This is a genomic window from Providencia xihuensis (assembly GCF_041953405.1).
Classification (GTDB): domain Bacteria; phylum Pseudomonadota; class Gammaproteobacteria; order Enterobacterales; family Enterobacteriaceae; genus Providencia; species Providencia vermicola.
Genome location: NZ_CP169565.1, coordinates 1592678 through 1612543 on the forward strand (window position 1 = coordinate 1592678; position 19866 = coordinate 1612543).

Below are 19866 nucleotides of genomic sequence, written 5' to 3' on the forward strand. Positions count from 1 at the left end.
TTACATTCTCCCCGCAGGCTGGCGTAAAATAAGCCATAAGAAGTATGGCCCACCAATTAGCCCTGTAAGCAGACCCACAGGGATTTCAGCAGGGGCGACCGCGGTACGGGCAATGGTGTCGGCGATTAATAACAGGGCAGCGCCCACAATGGCTGCCCCTGGTATTAACCAACGATGGTCGGGGCCTAATGTCATGCGGATTAAGTGTGGAACCACTAACCCAACAAAGCCAATTACGCCACTCATCGCCACCGCACACCCGACTAATAAGGCACTGAGAAACAGCAAGGTAAATTTAGCCCGTTCAACATTCAAACCAAGGTAATGAGCATCTTCATCTCCTAATTGGAGGATATTTAGCTTGTTTCCCTGCCATAAGCACACTAGGGTGACAGGTAAAATGACCGTAGCGGCAATGGCTAGAGACATCCAATCCACATTTCCCAGTGTACCCATCATCCAGAGACTAAAGGTTCTGAGTTGTTGGTCATTACTGATATAACTGAGTACGCCGATAAATGACATACACAGTGCATTTATCGCGATACCAGCCAGGAGTAGACGCGCCAAATTACCGTTGGATGAACGATTTAAGCTAAAAATAATTAAGGAGACAACTAAGCTACCAATAAAAGCTGCTGCGATATGGCCATAGTTTTGCATTACTGCTGGTAATGAAAATGATAAAACGATAAAAGCGGCAACGGCTAATGCTGCACCACTACTAATGCCCAGTAAACTAGGGTCAGCGAGTGGATTACGAAAAAGCCCCTGCATAATGGCGCCAGACACAGCCAATGCTAGCCCCACTAAAATGGCAATTAAGACGCGTGGCAAACGAATATTTAGCCAAATTTGCCAGTCAGGGTCAGTGGCAGAAGCCTGCCACAGTGTATTGAACGAAAAATTTATCGGCCCTGCGTTGGATGCAATAAACGTCAAGCCACAAAGCACGAATAATAAAATAAGAATAACGAAAAAAGGGCGTTTAAAACGGATCATTGGGACTTCTCTAATGCCTCTCGTAGCTGCTGCATAACTTTTGGCGTGCCTAAACTGAATGTCAGCATGCCCACATCATCAACGACGGCGAGTGCTTTATTTTTCCCCGCAGGGGTCATGGCGATACCAGGCAAGTTCCACACGCGATCAACGCCACCTAATGATTTAATGCCTTCTTCAGTGAAAACAATTAAGTCTGGTTGGCTGGACAATAAACCTTCCGAGGAAAGCGGGCGATAGCTATCAAAATTGGCCATTGCATTTTTTGCGCCAATTGCGGTTATCATGCTATCAACCGCGGTTTTTTTCCCCGCAGCAAGGGGAAGTACGCCACCGTGGCTCATGATAAATAAAACTTTTTTATCAATTGGCGCGGTGTTGACTTGGCTAAGTGATTGATTAAATTTATCCACCAATTGCTTGCCTTGCTCAGGTTTGTTAACCGCAGTGGCAATGGTGGTGATTTTTTCTGGAATGGCTTCTAAACTCGGCTTTCCCGTGACTTTGATGATTTTAACGCCGCTTTTTTCTATTTGCGTTAACGCCATGGATGGTTTTGCTAATTCACTGGCAAGGACCAATGTTGGGCGCATTGAAAGCACGCCTTCTGCATTAAGCATTCGCATGTAGCCCACATCAGGAAGCTTAGTCGCTTGCTCTGGGTGCAAGCTGGTGCTATCACGGGCCACAAGTTGGTCTTGAGCGCCAAGTTCATAAACTATTTCTGTCACATCGCCACCGAGGGTGACAATGCGCTGGGTAGCATAAGAACTGAATGAGACAAACAGGACCGATAAGGTTAGAAGCCATTGTTTCATAATAAATTTACCTAAATTTTAAATGCGGGGTAACGCAGTGACTTGCTGGCGCCATTGTTCTTGCTCTGGCGTACCTTCAGTGCGTTGACCGTACATTTGTGCGATTTGATTCCCTTCAATATCGAAAACTTCAAGGCTAGTCACAAAGCCATCTTGCGTTGGTTTGCGTGTTACCCAGCACTCATGAATACCATTTTCAATCATGTGTAAGGTAAAATCAGGATTGAAAATGTTAAGCCATTTCAAGTCTGAACCTTCACTCTGATATGGCATGATTTTTTTGATTTCACCAGTGAAAATTTGCACACATCCGCGGTTGCCCACAAAAATCATGATTTCGTTCTGATCATTGAACGCAGTGTTAATCAGCTGATTGAAGGAATCATTCGGCACTTTCCAGGCTAAATCATCACTCACAGCGGCGAAAACTTGCTGGCGGCTCAAATTATTCTTTTTCAATAACACAAAAAATTGGTGCACATCGGTCATGTTGCGCCATTCTTGTTCTAATTGCTGTTTTAGTTCATCACTAACAGGTTGGTTAGTGAATGGCGTAGCGGGTACATGGGCTAATTCACGGTTATTTGGGGTAGTGTATTTTTCAATCAGTGCTTGCCAAGCCGTCATGTCAGTTTCATCTGTGGTGTAGACTTTATGCAGCGCATCACCTTGTTTATCAAAGAACTGGATACTGTGGCGTTCACCGTGTTTGGTGTCTTCTGTCAGTGCGAAAATCGCATCCCAATGGGAAAAAAACATGCGCAAATCAAGCGCGCGAGGGTTTAAAATCAAACCACCGTGAGGGCTGAATGTTGCATTGTCATAACGACCCACTTGTTCATGCACCACATATTCATTGCGGGTAATGGCTTTGACTTGCCCAACTGCCGCTAATTCAGTCAACAAGGTTGGCGCGTCAACTTCTAAACGCGCGGCTTTATCATGACCCACACGGCTGTGCAGTAGCTGTGCTTCAGAAATATTCAGGTAAGCGGCAAGATCACGAGCGTATTTGGCTTTGTTATCTGCTTTGGCTTGTTGGTAACGCTCGAAAATGGTTGGATTCACGTCTATCTCCTTAGTATTGTATGAATTACCACTGGAAGCTGACCAGTAGCTTGGCATTACGTCCATCTTGAGGAATGCCTTGTGATGAGTAATATTCTTTGTCGAAGGCATTGCCTAACACCACGCTCGTGCCTAAACCTTTGAGTTCACCGTCGCCTTGGTAGCTAACGTAGAAATCATGGACGGCATAGCCAGCTTGTTGCTTAGCTTTAGAGGCCTTATTAAAGTCGGTGTGGCGGGTAAATTTCCCTAACCAGCCCACAGAGAAACTGCTATTAGCAACAGGAACCGACAGGTTACTGGTTAATGACTCTGGCTTGATTGACGTAATTGATTTGCCGTCATATTCGTTCTTGCCTGTTGTACGGTTGTAGGCTAGGTTCCACGTGAAATAGTCTGTTGTATAATCCAGTGATGCATCTACACCCCAAATTTTGGCGCGTTTATCATTAACAGATGTGGTATAACCTTCAGCAAAGTTAACGCTTGTATTGATATAATCCTTGGCTTTTGTATCAAAATAGCTGGCTTTAAATTGCAGGTTATCTCTTTCCATCAATAAATCATCAAAACGTAATCCCATCCCATATTCAGTAGTTTGGGCTGTTTCTGGTTTTAAGTTTGGGTTTGGTCGCCACCTGTTGTATTTGTTGGGCCCCATAGGGAAATGAATTGCATCGTTATACATTTCCATCATTGTCGGCGCACGGAAAGCCTCAGAGTAGGATGCAAATAGCATGGACCAATCTGTTGGCGTAATGCTTACCGCACCTTTTGATGACCATTTATCTGCTTTAACGTCCTCATTGCCTTTTGCTTTTGCTTTATAGTGGTCATAACGTGTCCCCACAATAAATGACACGGGTAAGTCTTTTAGGGCAATTTCGTCTTGCAAGAAGCCAGAAGCAAAGGTGATATCCGCATCAGGGAATTGGGTTGTGTTTGCGTAAGGGGTTTGCTTTTGCTTATAAGCTTCGCTGCCATAGGTGAGGTTATGAGCCGCCAGCGGTAAATCATAAACGTTAGAACGGTTATCTGCTTTTAAGCCGTAGGTTTTTTGTGTGCGGCCTTCATAAGGGGTTCCAATCCCTTTTGCTGTAATATTGACCTCTGAATAGTAAGGGGTAACTTTTAGGTTTAACCAATCTTGTGATGCAGGGTTGAGCTGGTAAGTTGCCTGTGCATCACGTTGGCGTGTGGTGCGGTTAACTTGTAGGTTATCTTTACCGACATTCAATGCCTGTGGATTTTTAGGTTCATGGGCGTCGTTATTATAGTAACGAACCTGACCTGCAAGCTTCTGTTCGTCATTAATTTGCCATGTGCCTTTGGCTAGCAGGTTGGCAATAGTTTCTTTGTTATCCATATCATCGCCATTACTGAGGCGAATATCACCCACTTCTTTTGTTACAAAGCTAAAAACACCATCGAGGTTATCGGTACGCCCGAACGTTGTACCACCAAAACCAAAGCTATGGTCACCTGTTGCAGCTTGGGAAAATACGCGAAAGCCGTGATTTTGCCCATCGCGTAGTAGGTCTTTAGCATCAACGGTTTCCCATGCGATGACTCCCCCCATTGCACTGCTACCATAGAGCAGGGCGGATGGGCCTCGAATGATTTCAACTTGTTTAATCAGAGCAGGGTCAATAAATGTGCCATTCACATGGCCTGTGTCGGTGCCTTGGCGAACGCCATCTACTAGGGTCAAGATCCCTTGGCGGTCAAAGCCACGCATAGAGACATCTTGCCCATTTGAACGGCCTGTGCCTGCCACGTTAATGCCGGGAACTTTGCGTAGAATGTCATTAACCGTGCTTGCCGTTTGGGTTTCAGGTGAGTCATTTTTAATCACGCTTACCATCATGGGCGCATCAAAGCTATCACGTTCAGTCCCTGTTGCATAAACAGTCATGACGTCATTGCTTTTTTTAGTCGTTGAGGGTTCAGCCGCTTGTGCATGAGCGCTGGCGATGACACTTAGGATCGCACTGGTCAACACGGATATCCGTAAAACATGAGACATAATGGTGATACTCCGTAAAAATTTCATTTTTTGCTAGGCTAACTAGCGAAAATAAAAGGCTATTTATGTAATGGTGAAAATGCATATAGACAGGCGGATTGCCCATCAGGAGGATAGGAAATAGGCATTACATGGGGAGCTTCGAATGTAAGATGCGCAGGAATATCGCAAAGTGTGCGAGTGATGATTGCGAATTTTACGCGGTCGGAGTATGACCTTTTTGTTTGCTTTTTGGATGAAAAATCAGCAAATACAGACGACAGTTTAAACTCCATAGAAACCGATTCCTATGTTTTAGATTAAGCTGGCTGCCTGGATGAGTGACCTAGGTGGCTTGCGAATAAAATTTTTGTTGGAACGTTACTTCGTTAAAATCAATTTACCTGTACGTGTTTGCCTTAACTGGTAAAGCTCGCCATTGTGCTGTATGGAAACCTTTCCTGTCGGCCCCAAGAGCTGTTGGCTCTCTACGACGTCAGTTTTGATTGTTTGCTTGGCCGTTTCGGCGATATTTTCTGCAACTGGCGCTGTCATATTATTTACCATGCTAACTATACTGATAACAGAAATGATATTGAGAATGATTATCTTTATAATTATGGCCAATATCAAGTGATTTTCACAATCAAACAACAAAAGAGCTACAAGCTGCAAATTTTGAATTAAAAACAACTTAGTTATTGTATTAAAGCTACAATACAGCTCTTTTGTTGTAATTTTTAATTTAAACAATCTACAGGTTGTTTTTTTGGCTTGTACAATATTTAAGTTGTATTTTGATGTTTTACAATGTTAAAGTTGTATTGTTGAGTAACAAACATCACTTAAGTTGTAATTTGAGGTGGGTATGGACGAGATTAAAAAAATAGCGAGCATATTGATTAAACAACGCAAAAATTTAGGTCTTGAGCAAAAAGATATGTACATGCGTATTGGTATGAAGCAGCAACAATACCAACGTGTTGAAGCAGGTAACGATATTAAATTATCAACATTTCTTCGTGTGCTTGAAGGGTTAGACTTAGCGCTTTCAATTGTACAGAAAGATTCGCATAAAACATCATTACAATTTAATGCTGAAAAAACACACCTGCCAGATGACCAGGAAGATTTACAAACCTCACAGAGTGATGATTTAGATTTTTGGACAAATATCACGAGGACGAAATGAGTAAACAAACTGAAAATGTTGAAGGACTCAGGATCCAGTTATATGGTTTAGAGGTTGCCATTGTTGTTCATTATGCAGGGGAAAGGAATATACTCGTTTTTCATCCTGACTTTGTGGGTATGTCAGTGCTAGAGCGTCCAGTGTTCACATTGCGGCAGTTAATGGACACAGATTATCTTGATAGCCCATTAATGAGTCGAATAAAGCTCCCTCCTATTTTATCCAATTTGTTACCTGAAGGGGCTTTAAGGGAACACACTGCAAAAATGATTAAATGTCAGATAGACAATGAATTTGCGCTCTTGGCATATTTAGGACGTAATTTATCTGGGGCATTATATGTAGAACCAATTCGTGCTGGAAAAGTGCCTGATTGGGCTTTGCAATATCGAACTTCGACTGAACCACAACAAATTGATGTTAAGCATTCAGATAACAAATTTTCATTAGCGGGCGTTCAAATAAAATTTTCGTCTTCTTATTTAGATGGACGCTACTATATTAATCAAGAAATTTCAGAGGATATGTGGATTGTTAAAACGCCTTCCACATTGCACCAGGGTGTTCCAGTCAATGAATATACCTGCATGAGATTAGCTGAAAGTGCAGGGGCAGACATCCCCGAAATACGGTTAATTAAGTTAGCAGAGCTTGAGGATCTTCCAGATATAAAGTTGGCTGATGAGGAATATGCTTATGGGATTAAACGGTTTGATCGTAGCCCAGAAGGCCGAATTCATACGGAGGATTTTGCTCAAATATTTGGTTTATATCCCACTGATAAGTATCAAAAAGCAAATTATGAAATTTTAGGAAGCACGCTTTATTATTCAAGTTCAGAAAAATATAAAGATATTCAACAAATGGCGAGGAGATTGTTAATTAATATTTTATTAGGTAATGGAGATGCCCATTTAAAAAATTGGTCACTAATCTACCGAGATAAAATATCCCCTTGCCTATCACCATTATATGATGTGGTTTTCACGAGTCCTTACATTGCGAACGATAAACTTGCATTAAAATTTGTTGGTACAAAACAATGGAATGAGATTACGTTGGCGCATTTTGAACAGTGGGCACAAAAAGTTGGTGTTCCTTGGCTTGTCATCAAGCCTCATTTATTAGATGTTATGCAACATGCGAGAGCGTATTGGCCCTTGATGCTAAAGGAGTTGCCTATGTTCCAAGAACAGAAAGAACAATTAATTAGGCACTGGGCTCAGTTAAGTGATGATTTTCGGATTGGTTAAAATAACTTTCTATATTCAGTGCATTGATACGGATATTTTTTGAGTCCGCATTATTGGCCTTATTTCTAATTTATGAGGATTATCCATGAAAATATTACTAATAGGTGCAACAGGGTTAGTGGGTAGTCATGTGTTAGAGCAAGCGCTTGCAGACTCTCGAATTAGCCAAATTGTTGCCCCTGTACGCCATGCATTACCTGAGCATCCCAAATTATTCGCACCGATTGTTAATTTTGAACAGCTTCCCGATGATGCGATGATATGGGAAGTGGATGCAGTGATTTGCACTTTAGGGTCAACAATGAAAGTGGCGGGTTCAAAATCTGCGTTTCGCCAAGTTGATTACACTTATCCCTTAGAGTGCGCAAAACTTGCCAAAAAATGGGGGTGTCCAACTTATGCGTTAACCTCTGCATTAGGTGCTAATGCAAACTCACCATTCTTCTACAGCCGAATAAAAGGGGAGCTTGAACGAAGCTTAATCGCCTTGAATTTTGAGTCATTGACATTAGTGCGTCCTAATGTCATTAGTGGTCATCGCAATCAAGAGCGCCTTGGTGAAGTTATTGTTATTCGTCTTATTTCTTGTTTATCCCGAATATTACCTGCGAGTTGCCAAATTAGCCCTGCAAAAAATATTGCTAGCGCTTTGCTAAATTCAGCTATTCATTCAGAAAAAGGGGTGAGAATTATTTCATCGAAACAACTTGCATAACAATTTACTGAGCACTTTTATTTTAGTGTTATAGATAAAATAAGAAAAAATGCATTATTTGATGCACACAACATTTTGAAACAAAAACGTAACAAAAATGTAATATTTAAGTGTATTCACTTATTGTTGCTGCATGTTTATTGTCATATTTTTGCCTGCTTGTACTTTTAGACGGGGTTAAATATGTCAATATTTAAGGAACAACCAGATATACCAGTCACAATGTCGAAATCTGAAATCGACGCTAAATACAAATACTGGCGATTACATTTAATGATTGTGAGCTACATTGGCTACGCAGTTTTTTATTTCACACGCAAAAGCTTTAACTTCGTGATGCCAGAGATGCTCACTGACTTAGGGATCACTAAGGCTGACATCGGTATGGTAGGTACCGCGTTCTACCTAACTTATGGCGCATCTAAATTCCTTTCTGGTATTATCGGTGATAGGTCGAATCCGCGCTATTTTATGGGAATTGGTTTAATCGCAACGGGCGTTGTGAATATTCTATTCGGTTTAACCTCTTCAATATCGATGTTTATTTTCTTATGGATGGTGAATGCGTTCTTCCAAGGTTGGGGGTGGCCGCCTTGTGCCAAAATCCTCAATACGTGGTATTCGCGTAATGAGCGTGGTCTTTGGTGGGCGATTTGGAATACTTCCCATAATATTGGTGGGGCAATAATTCCCATCTTATCAGGGGGAGTTGCACTTGCGTTAGGTTGGCGCTATGGGATGATCATTCCTGGTATCATTGCCATTGTGATTGGTATTGGGTTATGTATTCTTTTGCGTGATAGGCCTCGTACCATGGGGTTACCCACTGTGGGTGAGTGGCGTAATGACCTTGAGGAATTAAAGTATGAAGCTAAAGGGGCTGGTTTGCCTTTAGGTAAAATTCTGAACGAATACATCTTCAAAAATAAAGTCCTTTGGGTTCTCGCGATTTCCTATGCGGTTATTTATATCGTCAGAACAGGTATTAATGACTGGGCTAATTTATATTTAATCGAAGAACATGGCTTTAATTTGCTTTCGGCTAATGCTGTTGTCATGATGTTTGAGATTGGCGGTTTCTTCGGTGCAATTGTTGCAGGATGGGGTTCTGATTTAATCTTTAAAGGTAACCGTGCGCAAATGAACGTAATTTACGCATTGGGTATTATTATCACATCATTCTGTTTATGGATTGTACCTGTTGATAATGAATATGTCTTTTCGTTCTTATTTTTTATGACGGGTTTCTTTATTTTTGGCCCACAGTTCTTAATTGCTATGGCTGCTGCTGAAAATTCCCATAAAAATGCTGCTGGTGCATCGACAGGTTTCGTGAGCTTATTTGCCTATATAGGTGCGTCAATTGCAGGTTATCCATTATCCATTGTGATTGAAAAATACCAGTGGAACGGTTTCTATTCTTTACTATTAACTTTATCTATTTTCTTAATTTTATTGTTGATCATTGCAATGGTAATGACCAAAAAGAAAGTGATAATAGAAGATTAATATGTTAAACATATTGAAAAGCCCACTATTGTGGGCTTTTTTCGGTAAAGTGATTAACCTTGGATTTGGGCTAATGAGCCATATAAATTATAAAGCTCTTCATATTCATCTTGTTGATAAAACTGAATGCGGCCCCAACAAAATTGCTTAGCGACTTCCACCGTAAAACGCGTTGCATCAATGAGTTCACTTTCATAACTTGCACCAGTATCACTCCCTGGAACGATGGTTTTAGCGGTAATGGCTAAACCAACAACAGGGGCAGGGCTGGCGACATGCGGTTGCATGATTGAATTAAAGTGATAAACCCCGTTGTCATAAGGGGAAATATCTTGCGTTGTAATTGGGAATGTTTTGGCCACATCGCCTGTTGCGTGCTCCAACAAACGCACTAAGTCAGGGGATACGCGTAAAATATACCCCTGTTTTGCGGTTGGTGAAATAGCAATACCTCGGTGCTTAATGATGCTATTTCCTTTCGATGTGTCGATTGACAAAATCGCATCCATTTGTTCATCAACCTCATAGGTATTCATTGTTGATGAAGAAACAGGCATCCCCATAAAGTCGACAGGGTCATGGGGGGTGATTGATACATGAGTGGCGATATGTGAGGAAATAATTACATCACCTTTTAAGCGGTTACCTTTAGTTGCCATATCCAGTAGTTTCATGGCGCTGGCAAACGCAACAATCGAGCCATCCGCATCTGATACTAACCCCATTCTATTGGGTTGTGCTTGTTGAGCACCTAAACGGCCGATGATGCCTAATGTGGGGTAGCTGCCACCCGAAAGCTTACCTTCAGTACCCTTAAGTGTTACTTTAATAAAATGACACAGTTGGCTAGGATCTTCAGGTGCTTCATAGGGAATAGACGTGACTTGAATATTGGCGTGTTCTACCCCCACTGAACGCAGCAATTCTGCCATTTTGGCACCATCAACTTGGGGGGCATCAAGTAAGTCATACACTTGACTGATATAATTAAGTGACATTAGTTGGCTCCTTTAATCATATCTAAGCGAAATGGATGATTTGCCGAAATCTCTTCAATCTCATTTGGCCCTCTCAACCAAAGTGCATTCTGGTCACCTAAAATAGTACCTTGTTCATTTTCAATGAATAGAGCTGTACCTTCATATAAGGCAATTAATTCTTCACTCGGATTAATCGTTAAAAATTCATTTAAGCGCTCTTCGCGGCTTTCACCATTATGGCCGACAGGTTTGCCAGAAATAAAATGTGGATTGATTTGAAAAGGGGAGATATTCAGGGCATGAAAAGACGGAGGCTGAACAATCGGCATGTCATTGGTTGTTCGTATGCTTGGTGTTGCGACATTACTACCTGCGCTCCACCCCATATAAGGTGTTGCTTCGTGTTTGACGCGTTGTGAAATTAGCTCAACAATTTTGGCATCGTATAAGCGTTTTAGGAGTGCGAATGTGTTTCCACCCCCAATAGCAATGGCTTGTGCATGTTTAACAGCTGAAACTGGGTCATTAAAACGATGAATTGATTTTAAATTGTACCCTAAAGCGTTAAAGACAGGTTGAACAATAGCTTCAAAATCATCAAAGCTAAATGTCACAGCAGCGTAAGGGATAAATAAAATTTCTTGTTCTTTATGTTGTAATAAACGGTGAATTTGTTCATCTGCATGTTCTAAATAATTCATATTTCCCATACGTGAACTGCTCATTAATAGTGCCTTTGTCATTTTTTATATTCCTTAATTATTTCTTGAAGAGCGGTTATTAATCTGTCAATTTCATTTTCGTTATTAAAATAATGCAGGGAGATACGTGCCATTTTTTCTATGTGATAAAATTCTAAAATAGCAGTTGCCATAAAATGGCCTGACTCAATGATGATATTTTTGGTTTCTAATTTCTGCATTAATAAATCAGAGTGAATCTCGCGAATATTAAATGGAATAATACCTATTCGCTGGTGGCTATTATCAGGGCCGTAAATTTCAATACCAGATAATAAGGCAAGTTTTTTCATCGCATAGGTAGTTAATTCGCGATTTCGTTCCTCTATCTGCAAGATGCCTAACTGATTTGCATAGTCTAATGCGGTATTTAAACTGATAATCGCAGGCACATTAGGGCAGCCAGCTTCGAACCGTTTGGCTGTGTTAGGCAGAACAATATGGCCTGTATTACTATCAATGCTGCTATTCCACCACCCCGCTAACATCGGTATCATCGACGTAATCTTATCTTCTTTAACAAAAAGAATGCCACTGCCTTCGATGGCTCTTAATCCTTTGCGCCCACAAGAGGACATAAAATCACATTGCCAATCATTAACATTAACTTGATACATACCAAGTGCTTGTGAAGCACTGACGTGACTGAGCACGTTGTGCTGTTTTGCGATTTCACAAATAGCTTTAACAGGTTGCATAACGCCTGTGATATTCGAAAGTGCGACAAAGCTTAGCAGTTTGGTTTTGTGTGTAATGGCTTCTTTGATTGATATCGGGTCGATAACGCCTTGGCTATCTGCCTGAACAGTAACAACCTTTATGCCTTTTTCGTCAGCCAATAATTGCCAAATAGCGATATTGCTGAGCATTTCAGTATCTGGGATGATCACTTCATCTCCAGGCTGCCATGTGATCCCGCGGGCAATTAAACTGATGGATTCTGTCCCATTTTTGGTAAAAGCAATTTCGGTTTCTTTCGCACCGATAAAGGCCGCCATTTTCTGACGGCAGATTTCAACTTGTTGGTATGTTTCTTTTCGAAAACTGGGTAGATAGATACCTAGCTCTGCAGTTTTATCAAGGTAATTTTTTACAGCATCAATGACCTGTTTTGGTGGAGGCGCCGCTGCTCCAGTGTCAAAATACGCAAAATGTTGTGAAACCAAAGTATCGTTTGCGACGTGAGACCATTTGTTCGTCATTATTTATTTCCTCTCATCAAATTAGCGAGTCCATAAAGCGAGCAGCTTGGCTTTTATGGTGGGTAAGAAGGCTTTTGCTGTTGAATACAGCGCATCGCCTGCAATCAAACCGCCTGCAAAGGTTGATATTTTGTCGGAGCTAACATGAAAGAAGCGCTCAATGATTATCCGCACGGCTAACGCGACGAGGACTGTCCAGCCCGCGATGGGGTAGTTGATCATCAAGCCTGTGGAAAATAGAACGCCAATTTGGTGTTTTGCACCGCCAATTAATTGGATCACTGCACCAGGGATGGCCCACAGGAGCAGCATCATGGCGACATCAGACGAGCTTCCCGCTTGAATAGTGGCAGCGTATAAACGAGAGGCAGGGACAATTTTGTCTTGTTGAAAATAGAAATCATAAGTGAGCGCAACCACAATCAATGCGCAGGTAAAACCAATAATGGAGGCAAAGTATTGTTGTTTACGGCCAAAACGTTCCGCACTTTGGTTTTTGCCATACCCGCGGATCATAAAGCCCGTTTTTAGGTCGAACCCCATATCGGCAAAGGCGGGGCCGGTGGCGACACAAAAACCGACAAGCACAGCAAGCGCCTCTGGCGGAAAGCCAAGTAAAATACCAATCATGAGTGAGATAAGTGCTGCGGCGGTGGCGGGAAACCAGCCAGAGTGCATGGCGGCCATGCCGACTATCATTTCTTGAATTAAGGCAGCTAGCGTGGCAAAAATCAGAAAGCCAATTAACTGCGGTAATGTCATAGTGACAAATATTTGGCTAATGAATGTTAGTGCTAATGCCGTTAAGAAATAAAAGATGGCACCTTTCATTAACGTTGACTTAATGCGGCGGCTACTTTGAGCGAGTTCTTCGCTTTCTTCTTGTATTGGGTCGTCATTTTTTTTCTGACGAAAAACAATCGCACCAATTTGAATTAACGCAACAATGCCTGCACCAATCATCACCCCATGAGGGACATAGTTTTCATATAAATTATAAGTAATTAAGCCTGACTCAGAAAACCCTCGAATGAGTAAACCAATTGCAAACATGAATAAGGCAAAGATACTGCCAATTAGGGCAATCCCCGCAGATGCCATCGGGATGCCGAATCCTGCACCAACTGCACCCGCAGTAAATCCAGCAAGTAATGCGCCTAGCCGTTTTCCACCTTTATTCCCTGCCCATAGTGTTTCTGCCGTAGCAACACCCGCTGGCCATGATGCACTTGCTGGGTAAGCTTTAGTATTAAATAGACCGTATAACATTGTGCCATCAATGATAATGGCAAAAAAAGCCCCTGCCATCATAGGGTAAATCAGTTCTGGAAGGCCGAGTACCCAAGGTACACCGATAGCAACCATCAGGCCATTAGCGGCGGCGAAGGTGGCAGCAGAAATACTGGTTTGAATTAAATTTTGTGCATCTATAAACTTAAATGAAGCAAATATACCAATAGGTAACCGAGATAATAAAATAGCTAATACGGCACCTATAATGGATGTATTTGCAGATATTCCGAGTGTGACAATAATTTGAATGCCAATAATGGCACCCACAAAAGATAATATAACAATAGCAATTAATATTGCTGGTGAGAAAATAGATACACGTACCTCAGTATCATTTTTATCATGAGATAGATTCATAGAGTTACCTATTTTAATTAATTATTATTTAATTTTTATAATTTATATTTCCATATTTAGAATATGGCGGATAACTTACTGGCTGTAGATTTTAATAATGGGTAATATTCAGTTAAATTTTTACTTTGGCTTGATGCAGCAATGCAAAGTGAACCTAAAACGCCTTTTTCAAATGAAAAAATGGGAACGGATAATCCTTGTGTGCCCACTAAATAAGCTTCTTTGGAATAAGCGTAGCCTTCATCAGAATACAGTTTTAATTGTTTCTTCAATGTTTCATTGTCTTGTAAATCATGTTTTTCAAGATACTCATCAATATAGGAGACATCCATCGAGCTGAGAATAATTTGGGTAAAAGGTGCTTCATGCAATGATAATGCTTCACCTTCTTTTGAAGTAAAACGAATAAGGTGCTCACTTTCTAAAATAAAATTGCAAATAGCAATATCATTATAACGACGATAGATAAAAATAGTCTCATGGGTTTTATCCGCAAGGGGACGTAAGTAGTCATTTGCTAATTGCGAAAATTGTCGTGTGTTATTCGCAAGGTGACCAATTTCAATACAGCGCAAACCTAATAAATACTCTTTATTTTTATTTTTTTGGAGAAAGCCTTGTTCTTCTAAAATATTAAAGCCACGTTGGACAACAGAAGGGCTCTTATCAATATGGCGTGCGAGTTCTCGCACTCCCCATATTGGTTTGCTAATAGAGAAATAATCAAGCAGAGCGAGGACAAAACCCGCAGATTGTAGTCGATTATTCATAAATTTCCCCTATGCGTTAACGTGAGAATGCGATTTTATTGTTATCTCTATCGTTCCTTTTTGAGGAACAGTGTTCCTATATCTAGTAAAGATATAATTAGATTAAATAGCTGGTGAAGTAAATGAATTGTTGCTGCAGTGTTAATTGGATCACTTAATTAATCAGTTTTTTATATTTGAAATTTCAATATCTATTATAATGAATTGAATTTTAATGATTTTATTTTTTTTAGTGTGTTCCTACTAGCGACACAATCCAAACGAGAGAATACTTTCATTGAGCTAAATAAATAGTGTGGTTTTCCTTCACTCTTATTTTTTGGTTATTTTCAGAGAGCCTTTATATTTTTTGTGTAAACGTTTACACTAAGTCGAGGTTGATCACAGAAGCGGGCAATGACTCATTGTTATACTCCGCAGTAATGGCAAGTTTAAAGATTAAAAAACGTGTAGAGGTGAAAAATGCAACTGACTGAAGTGTTGGTCACAGGTGGGTTAGGGTATATCGGCAGCCATACTTGTATTCAACTAATAAAAGCAGGGTTTTCACCTGTTATCGTTGATAATTTGTATAACGCAAAGCGGGAAGTCCTTAATCGTATTGAAAAATTAACGGGGGTTCGGCCTGTATTTTACCCATGTGATGTTCGTGATGAGCAAGCACTCAATGAGATCTTTGCCTCCCACCAATTTTATTCAGTGATCCATTTTGCAGGGTTAAAGGCAGTCGGTGAGTCAGTCGAAAAACCGATTGAATATTATGATGTTAACCTCAATGGAACCTTAGTATTAGTGCGCTGCATGCAAAAAGTGAACGTAAAGCGTTTGATTTTTAGTTCTTCCGCAACAGTATACGGACAGCCTCATACATTACCTATTACTGAAGATTTCCCGACAGGGAATACTCAGAGCCCCTATGGCACAAGTAAATACATGGTTGAACGTTGTCTTGGGGATCTCTATCAAGCAGATAACACTTGGTCGATATCGGTGTTGCGCTATTTTAACCCCGTTGGCGCACACTCTTCAGGATTACTTGGTGAAGACCCTCAGGGTATCCCAAATAACTTAACACCTTATATTACACAGGTCGCTGTTGGAAAAAGGGAAAAACTGGCTATTTATGGAAACGATTACCCAACCATTGATGGAACAGGGGTTCGTGATTATATCCATGTGATGGATTTGGCGGATGGACATGTCGCTGCATTACAGGGTGTCGGCCATAAAGCGGGGCTGCACACCTATAATTTAGGATCGGGTTGCGGTGTCAGTGTGCTGCAAGTATTGCAGGCTTTTGAAAAAGCCGTAGGAAAACCCATCCCTTATGTGTTTGAACCACGTCGTGCGGGGGATATTGCCGAATATTGGTCAACCCCTGAAAAAGCGTATCGCGAACTTGGTTGGAAAACGTGCCGTACCATTGATGATATGGCGGTAGATAGCTGGCGTTGGCAATCAAATAATCCCAATGGTTACGGTGAATAGGAGAGTAATTGGATGAACACAATGCAATTTAACCCCTCAGACTGCCCTCATCGCCGTTATAACCCACTCACTGGGCAATGGGTGTTAGTTTCCCCTCATAGAGCCAAACGCCCTTGGAGTGGTAGGGATGAAAAGCCTGCGGTAGAAAACCTACCCCATTATGATGCTGATTGTTTTCTTTGCCCAACCAATACACGGGTTTCAGGGGAAGTGAACCCTAACTATCAAGGAACGTATGTTTTTCAAAATGACCATGGTGCTTTATTGGCAGATGCCTGTGCGCAACCGAAAAACCAGTCTGAATTATTTCAAACTCAATCAGTGAGCGGCGTTAGCCGAGTGATTTGTTTTTCGCCAGATCACAGTAAAACCTTACCTGAACTTTCATTGTCTGAAATTGGCGGCGTGATAGACACATGGCAGCAGCAGATTAGTGAACTAAGTAAGTGTTATACATGGGTTCAGGTATTTGAAAACAAAGGTGAAATTATGGGGTGTTCACAGCCACATCCCCATGGGCAAATTTGGGCGAGTGACTTTTTTCCTAATGAAATTGAGCGTAAAAACCATTTTTTATCTGAATATTATCAACGCAATGGCACTAACTTACTGATGGATTATGTTAACGCAGAGCGACTGGATGGCTCTCGCATAGTGGTTGAAACTGAGCACTGGGTAGCACTGGTGCCATATTGGGCTGCTTGGCCATTTGAAACCTTATTATTGCCAAAACAACACATTAAACGCATGGATGAGATGAGCGATGCCATTCGTTTGGACTTGAGTGTTGCGCTGAAAAAACTGACCTGTCGTTACGACAACCTATTTGAATGTTCTTTTCCTTATTCAATGGGATGGCACTTCGCCCCTTATTTTAAAGAACCTAAAAACATTGAACATTGGCAGTTACATGCGCTGTTCTACCCGCCATTACTGCGTTCTGCAACCGTGAAAAAATTTATGGTGGGCTATGAAATGCTGGCAGAAACACAGCGTGATTTAACCCCTGAGCAGGCGGCTCAACGACTAAGAGATGTGAGTGAACAGCACTATAAACAGTGCTAATCCTACAAAAATACACCTAATTAATATTTGTTTGGTTTTTATTTTCCGAGCAAATCAATTTTATGATTAAGGAACACGATAATGGAATTACTAAAACAGACGGTTGCTAGTTCGTTTGAAAAAACATTTGGTTACCCCGCTGATATCTATGTTCAAGCGCCTGGACGGGTCAATTTAATTGGTGAACATACCGATTATAACGACGGCTTTGTTTTACCTTGTGCCATTGATTACCAAACCATGACAGCGGCATCAAAACGCGGAGATCGTGTTATTCGTGTTGTTGCTGCTGATTATGATAATGACAGTGATGAATTCAGCTTAGACGACGAAATTACATTTTTACCTGAAAAAATGTGGGCGAACTATATTCGTGGTGTGATTAAGTTCTTATTAGAACGCGGTTTTTCATTTAATGGTTGTGATATAGCAGTTAGTGGAAATGTCCCTCAAGGCGCAGGTTTGAGCTCTTCAGCCTCATTAGAAGTGGTGATAGGTCAGACTCTTAAGAGTTTGTATCAATTAGATATTAGCCAACAAGAGATTGCGCTTAATGGTCAACAGGCGGAAAACCAATTTGTCGGCTGTAATTGCGGCATTATGGACCAGCTTATTTCTGCGTGTGGGGACGAAGGGCACGCCTTATTGATTGATTGCCGTAGCTTAGAACTGTTCCCTATTTCCATCCCTGATGATTTAGTTGTGATGATAATCAACTCAAATAAACAGCGAGGGCTGGTTGGGAGTGAGTACAACACGCGTCGCCAGCAATGTGAGGAAGCCGCGAAAACCTTTGGCGTTAAAGCATTGCGTGACGTGAGCTATGAAGACTTTTTACAGAAACAACACTTGTTGTCCCCCCTTGTTGCTCAGCGTGCAAAGCATGTCATTAGCGAAAATGAGCGCACATTATCAGCGGCCAAAGCACTGACAGAAAATGATTTATTGTTACTTGGCCAGTTAATGGAACAATCGCATATTTCTATGCGTGATGATTTTGAAATCACAGTTAAAGAAATTGATACGTTAGTGGACATCGTGAAATCGGTTCTAGGCTCTCAAGGTGGTGTCCGCATGACAGGGGGCGGTTTTGGCGGCTGTGTGGTCGCACTAATGCAACAGCAGTTTGTTCAGCCTGTCATCAATGCGGTTGAAGCTCAATATGCGAATAAAACAGGTTTACATGCGGATATTTATGTGTGCCAACCAAGCCAAGGTGCAGGCGTTATATAATTCAGGGCAAAGGATTGTTTATGCAAGAGAGAGACTCCGTTTCATCTGAACCCACGGTGGTAACCTTAACCAATCGACGAGGAATGACAATTATCCTGACAAACCTAGGTGCGAGCTGGTTAAGTTGTATTTTACCCCTCGCAAATGGGCAACGTGATGTTGTTTTAGGCTCCCCTAATATGACCAAACAAAAGGAGCAGGAGGTATATTTAGGGGCAACGGTCGGTAGAGTGGCAAACCGCATTAAAAATGCACAATTTTCAGTTAATGGAATACAGTACAACGTGACAAATAACCAAGGTGTTCATTGCTTGCATGGTGGAAAAGATAATTTCAGTTATCGAATATGGAATATTTCCCAGCAAAATGCACATCAAGTCACTTTTTCGCTAATTTCACCTGATGGCGACCAAGGCTTTCCTGGGGAGCTAAAGGTTGAGGTGAATTATGAATTAACGGAAGAAAACCAAGTGGTTATTCGTTATCAACACCAAACAACACAGATATGCCCAGTCAACCTAACAAACCATACGTATTTTAATCTTGCAGGGGAAGGGGCGGGAGAAACCGTATTAGGCCATGAGTTAGAAATCCAGAGCGGCTATTACCTACCGACTGATTTAGACGGTATTCCGACGGGAGAATGGAAAAGCGTAGCGAATACACATTTTGACTTTCGCTGTGTAAAAACAATTGGCCGCGACTTTTTACAAGATGCAGACCAAAAAGCGGCTCGAGGTTACGACCACACATTTATTCTTGATGATACATTGAATAATGCTCGGCAACCCATTGCATCACTGCGTTCTCCTAACGGGGATGTACAAATGAATGTTTTAACGACAATGCCATCAATGCAATTATATACAGGAAATTATTTAATCTCAGTTGCAGGAAAGACAGGGGAATATGTCCCCTATTCAGGCGTCGCATTTGAAACGCAATTTCCCCCTAATGCAGTAAACCACCCTGAGTGGGGGGCGCAGTTTAGCCCGATTTCACAGCCTGAACAGATTTACATCAGTGAAACGTGCTACCAATTTATTTTCTAGACTTATTGTTTTGTATGTTCAACACCGCGATTTAGCGGTGTTTTCTTTTGATTTAAACAATTTTATTATGCGTAATGCCATTGTTTTTAATCCTAGCACATTGTTTAATAAGCCATCCTAATTG

General features: G+C 41.3%; 18 protein-coding genes. 8 read left to right on the plus strand and 10 right to left on the minus strand.

Going from position 1 to position 19866, the window contains the following annotated elements; genetic code table 11:
* The 5 genes from ACE2AL_RS06965 to hemP all read right to left on the minus strand — a co-directional run bounded on the left by ACE2AL_RS06965 (position 1) and on the right by hemP (position 5448).
* Positions 1–1002, minus strand: coding sequence for an iron ABC transporter permease (locus tag ACE2AL_RS06965; RefSeq protein WP_206082615.1), 1002 nt, complete (start codon positions 1000–1002; stop codon positions 1–3).
* On the minus strand, positions 999–1820 hold the full coding sequence (locus ACE2AL_RS06970; RefSeq protein WP_206082614.1) for a hemin ABC transporter substrate-binding protein: 822 nt from the start codon (positions 1818–1820) through the stop codon (positions 999–1001). Before ACE2AL_RS06970 ends, ACE2AL_RS06965 begins: the two co-directional genes overlap by 4 nt.
* A gap of 18 nt (positions 1821–1838) precedes the next feature.
* Positions 1839–2888, minus strand: coding sequence for a ChuX/HutX family heme-like substrate-binding protein (locus ACE2AL_RS06975; protein WP_353167131.1), 1050 nt, complete (start codon positions 2886–2888; stop codon positions 1839–1841).
* A gap of 25 nt (positions 2889–2913) precedes the next feature.
* Positions 2914–4914, minus strand: a complete 2001-nt coding sequence (locus tag ACE2AL_RS06980) for a TonB-dependent hemoglobin/transferrin/lactoferrin family receptor (protein ID WP_375084174.1) — start codon at positions 4912–4914, stop codon at positions 2914–2916.
* A 360-nt stretch (positions 4915–5274) separates the two neighbouring features.
* Positions 5275–5448 carry a hemin uptake protein HemP gene (gene hemP / locus ACE2AL_RS06985; RefSeq protein WP_225819117.1) on the minus strand — a complete coding sequence of 58 codons (174 nt, stop codon included), beginning with the start codon at positions 5446–5448 and terminating at the stop codon, positions 5275–5277.
* A gap of 313 nt (positions 5449–5761) precedes the next feature.
* On the opposite strand from hemP, the gene ACE2AL_RS06990 reads away from it, so the two are divergent.
* The 4 genes from ACE2AL_RS06990 (at position 5762) to uhpC (ending at position 9562) form a co-directional block, all read left to right on the plus strand.
* A complete protein-coding gene (locus ACE2AL_RS06990; protein ID WP_349415796.1) occupies positions 5762–6085 on the plus strand; it encodes a helix-turn-helix domain-containing protein in 324 nt (107 codons plus the stop codon).
* Positions 6082–7338: a type II toxin-antitoxin system HipA family toxin gene (locus ACE2AL_RS06995; RefSeq protein ID WP_353167126.1), complete on the plus strand. Its 1257-nt coding sequence runs from the start codon at positions 6082–6084 to the stop codon at positions 7336–7338. Before ACE2AL_RS06990 ends, ACE2AL_RS06995 begins: the two co-directional genes overlap by 4 nt.
* A gap of 85 nt (positions 7339–7423) precedes the next feature.
* Positions 7424–8053: an NAD-dependent dehydratase gene (locus ACE2AL_RS07000; protein WP_272539148.1), complete on the plus strand. Its 630-nt coding sequence runs from the start codon at positions 7424–7426 to the stop codon at positions 8051–8053.
* Positions 8054–8236: 183 nt separating this feature from the next.
* Positions 8237–9562 (plus strand): MFS transporter family glucose-6-phosphate receptor UhpC, encoded by a 1326-nt coding sequence (gene uhpC / locus ACE2AL_RS07005; RefSeq protein WP_206082606.1) that lies wholly within the window; start codon positions 8237–8239, stop codon positions 9560–9562.
* Between the two features lie 53 nt (positions 9563–9615).
* Here the strand turns inward: uhpC and ACE2AL_RS07010 are convergent, their stop codons facing one another.
* Genes ACE2AL_RS07010 through ACE2AL_RS07030 form a run of 5 tightly spaced genes read right to left on the minus strand, consistent with a single transcriptional unit; the run spans position 9616 to position 14904 of the window.
* Positions 9616–10560, minus strand: a complete 945-nt coding sequence (locus ACE2AL_RS07010; protein WP_375084175.1) for a DUF1177 domain-containing protein — start codon at positions 10558–10560, stop codon at positions 9616–9618.
* On the minus strand, positions 10560–11285 hold the full coding sequence (gene pepE / locus ACE2AL_RS07015) for a dipeptidase PepE (protein ID WP_375084176.1): 726 nt from the start codon (positions 11283–11285) through the stop codon (positions 10560–10562). The genes ACE2AL_RS07010 and pepE overlap by 1 nt, the downstream gene beginning before the upstream one ends.
* Positions 11282–12484: an aminotransferase class V-fold PLP-dependent enzyme gene (locus tag ACE2AL_RS07020; RefSeq protein ID WP_353167124.1), complete on the minus strand. Its 1203-nt coding sequence runs from the start codon at positions 12482–12484 to the stop codon at positions 11282–11284. Before ACE2AL_RS07020 ends, pepE begins: the two co-directional genes overlap by 4 nt.
* 21 nt (positions 12485–12505) lie before the next feature.
* The gene (locus ACE2AL_RS07025; protein ID WP_206082602.1) at positions 12506–14134 is read right to left on the minus strand and encodes an OPT/YSL family transporter; all 1629 of its coding nucleotides are present in this window, start codon (positions 14132–14134) and stop codon (positions 12506–12508) included.
* Positions 14135–14190: 56 nt separating this feature from the next.
* Positions 14191–14904: an IclR family transcriptional regulator gene (locus ACE2AL_RS07030; protein ID WP_206082601.1), complete on the minus strand. Its 714-nt coding sequence runs from the start codon at positions 14902–14904 to the stop codon at positions 14191–14193.
* A 462-nt stretch (positions 14905–15366) separates the two neighbouring features.
* Here ACE2AL_RS07030 and galE point away from each other — a divergent pair, with 462 nt between their 5' ends.
* From galE to galM, 4 genes are all read left to right on the plus strand, one after another.
* A complete protein-coding gene (gene galE, locus ACE2AL_RS07035) occupies positions 15367–16392 on the plus strand; it encodes a UDP-glucose 4-epimerase GalE (protein WP_353167121.1) in 1026 nt (341 codons plus the stop codon).
* 12 nt (positions 16393–16404) lie between these two features.
* Positions 16405–17457, plus strand: coding sequence for a UDP-glucose--hexose-1-phosphate uridylyltransferase (locus ACE2AL_RS07040; protein ID WP_375084177.1), 1053 nt, complete (start codon positions 16405–16407; stop codon positions 17455–17457).
* Between the two features lie 81 nt (positions 17458–17538).
* A complete protein-coding gene (galK, locus tag ACE2AL_RS07045; protein ID WP_206082598.1) occupies positions 17539–18690 on the plus strand; it encodes a galactokinase in 1152 nt (383 codons plus the stop codon).
* Between the two features lie 20 nt (positions 18691–18710).
* A complete protein-coding gene (galM, locus tag ACE2AL_RS07050; protein ID WP_375084178.1) occupies positions 18711–19742 on the plus strand; it encodes a galactose-1-epimerase in 1032 nt (343 codons plus the stop codon).
* The last annotated feature ends 124 nt before the right edge of the window (positions 19743–19866 follow it).

What these genes read in the sequence shown, in the direction of transcription:
- ACE2AL_RS06965 (WP_206082615.1), bottom strand. Translation starts at nt 1,002, where the DNA reads ATGATCCGTTTTAAACGCCCTTTTTTCGTTATTCTTATTTTATTATTC.
- ACE2AL_RS06970 (WP_206082614.1), bottom strand. Translation starts at nt 1,820, where the DNA reads ATGAAACAATGGCTTCTAACCTTATCGGTCCTGTTTGTCTCATTCAGT.
- ACE2AL_RS06980 (WP_375084174.1), bottom strand. Translation starts at nt 4,914, where the DNA reads ATGTCTCATGTTTTACGGATATCCGTGTTGACCAGTGCGATCCTAAGT.
- hemP (WP_225819117.1), bottom strand. Translation starts at nt 5,448, where the DNA reads ATGACAGCGCCAGTTGCAGAAAATATCGCCGAAACGGCCAAGCAAACA.
- ACE2AL_RS06990 (WP_349415796.1), top strand. Translation starts at nt 5,762, where the DNA reads ATGGACGAGATTAAAAAAATAGCGAGCATATTGATTAAACAACGCAAA.
- ACE2AL_RS06995 (WP_353167126.1), top strand. Translation starts at nt 6,082, where the DNA reads ATGAGTAAACAAACTGAAAATGTTGAAGGACTCAGGATCCAGTTATAT.
- ACE2AL_RS07000 (WP_272539148.1), top strand. Translation starts at nt 7,424, where the DNA reads ATGAAAATATTACTAATAGGTGCAACAGGGTTAGTGGGTAGTCATGTG.
- uhpC (WP_206082606.1), top strand. Translation starts at nt 8,237, where the DNA reads ATGTCAATATTTAAGGAACAACCAGATATACCAGTCACAATGTCGAAA.
- ACE2AL_RS07010 (WP_375084175.1), bottom strand. Translation starts at nt 10,560, where the DNA reads ATGTCACTTAATTATATCAGTCAAGTGTATGACTTACTTGATGCCCCC.
- pepE (WP_375084176.1), bottom strand. Translation starts at nt 11,285, where the DNA reads ATGACAAAGGCACTATTAATGAGCAGTTCACGTATGGGAAATATGAAT.
- ACE2AL_RS07020 (WP_353167124.1), bottom strand. Translation starts at nt 12,484, where the DNA reads ATGACGAACAAATGGTCTCACGTCGCAAACGATACTTTGGTTTCACAA.
- ACE2AL_RS07025 (WP_206082602.1), bottom strand. Translation starts at nt 14,134, where the DNA reads ATGAATCTATCTCATGATAAAAATGATACTGAGGTACGTGTATCTATT.
- ACE2AL_RS07030 (WP_206082601.1), bottom strand. Translation starts at nt 14,904, where the DNA reads ATGAATAATCGACTACAATCTGCGGGTTTTGTCCTCGCTCTGCTTGAT.
- galE (WP_353167121.1), top strand. Translation starts at nt 15,367, where the DNA reads ATGCAACTGACTGAAGTGTTGGTCACAGGTGGGTTAGGGTATATCGGC.
- ACE2AL_RS07040 (WP_375084177.1), top strand. Translation starts at nt 16,405, where the DNA reads ATGAACACAATGCAATTTAACCCCTCAGACTGCCCTCATCGCCGTTAT.
- galK (WP_206082598.1), top strand. Translation starts at nt 17,539, where the DNA reads ATGGAATTACTAAAACAGACGGTTGCTAGTTCGTTTGAAAAAACATTT.
- galM (WP_375084178.1), top strand. Translation starts at nt 18,711, where the DNA reads ATGCAAGAGAGAGACTCCGTTTCATCTGAACCCACGGTGGTAACCTTA.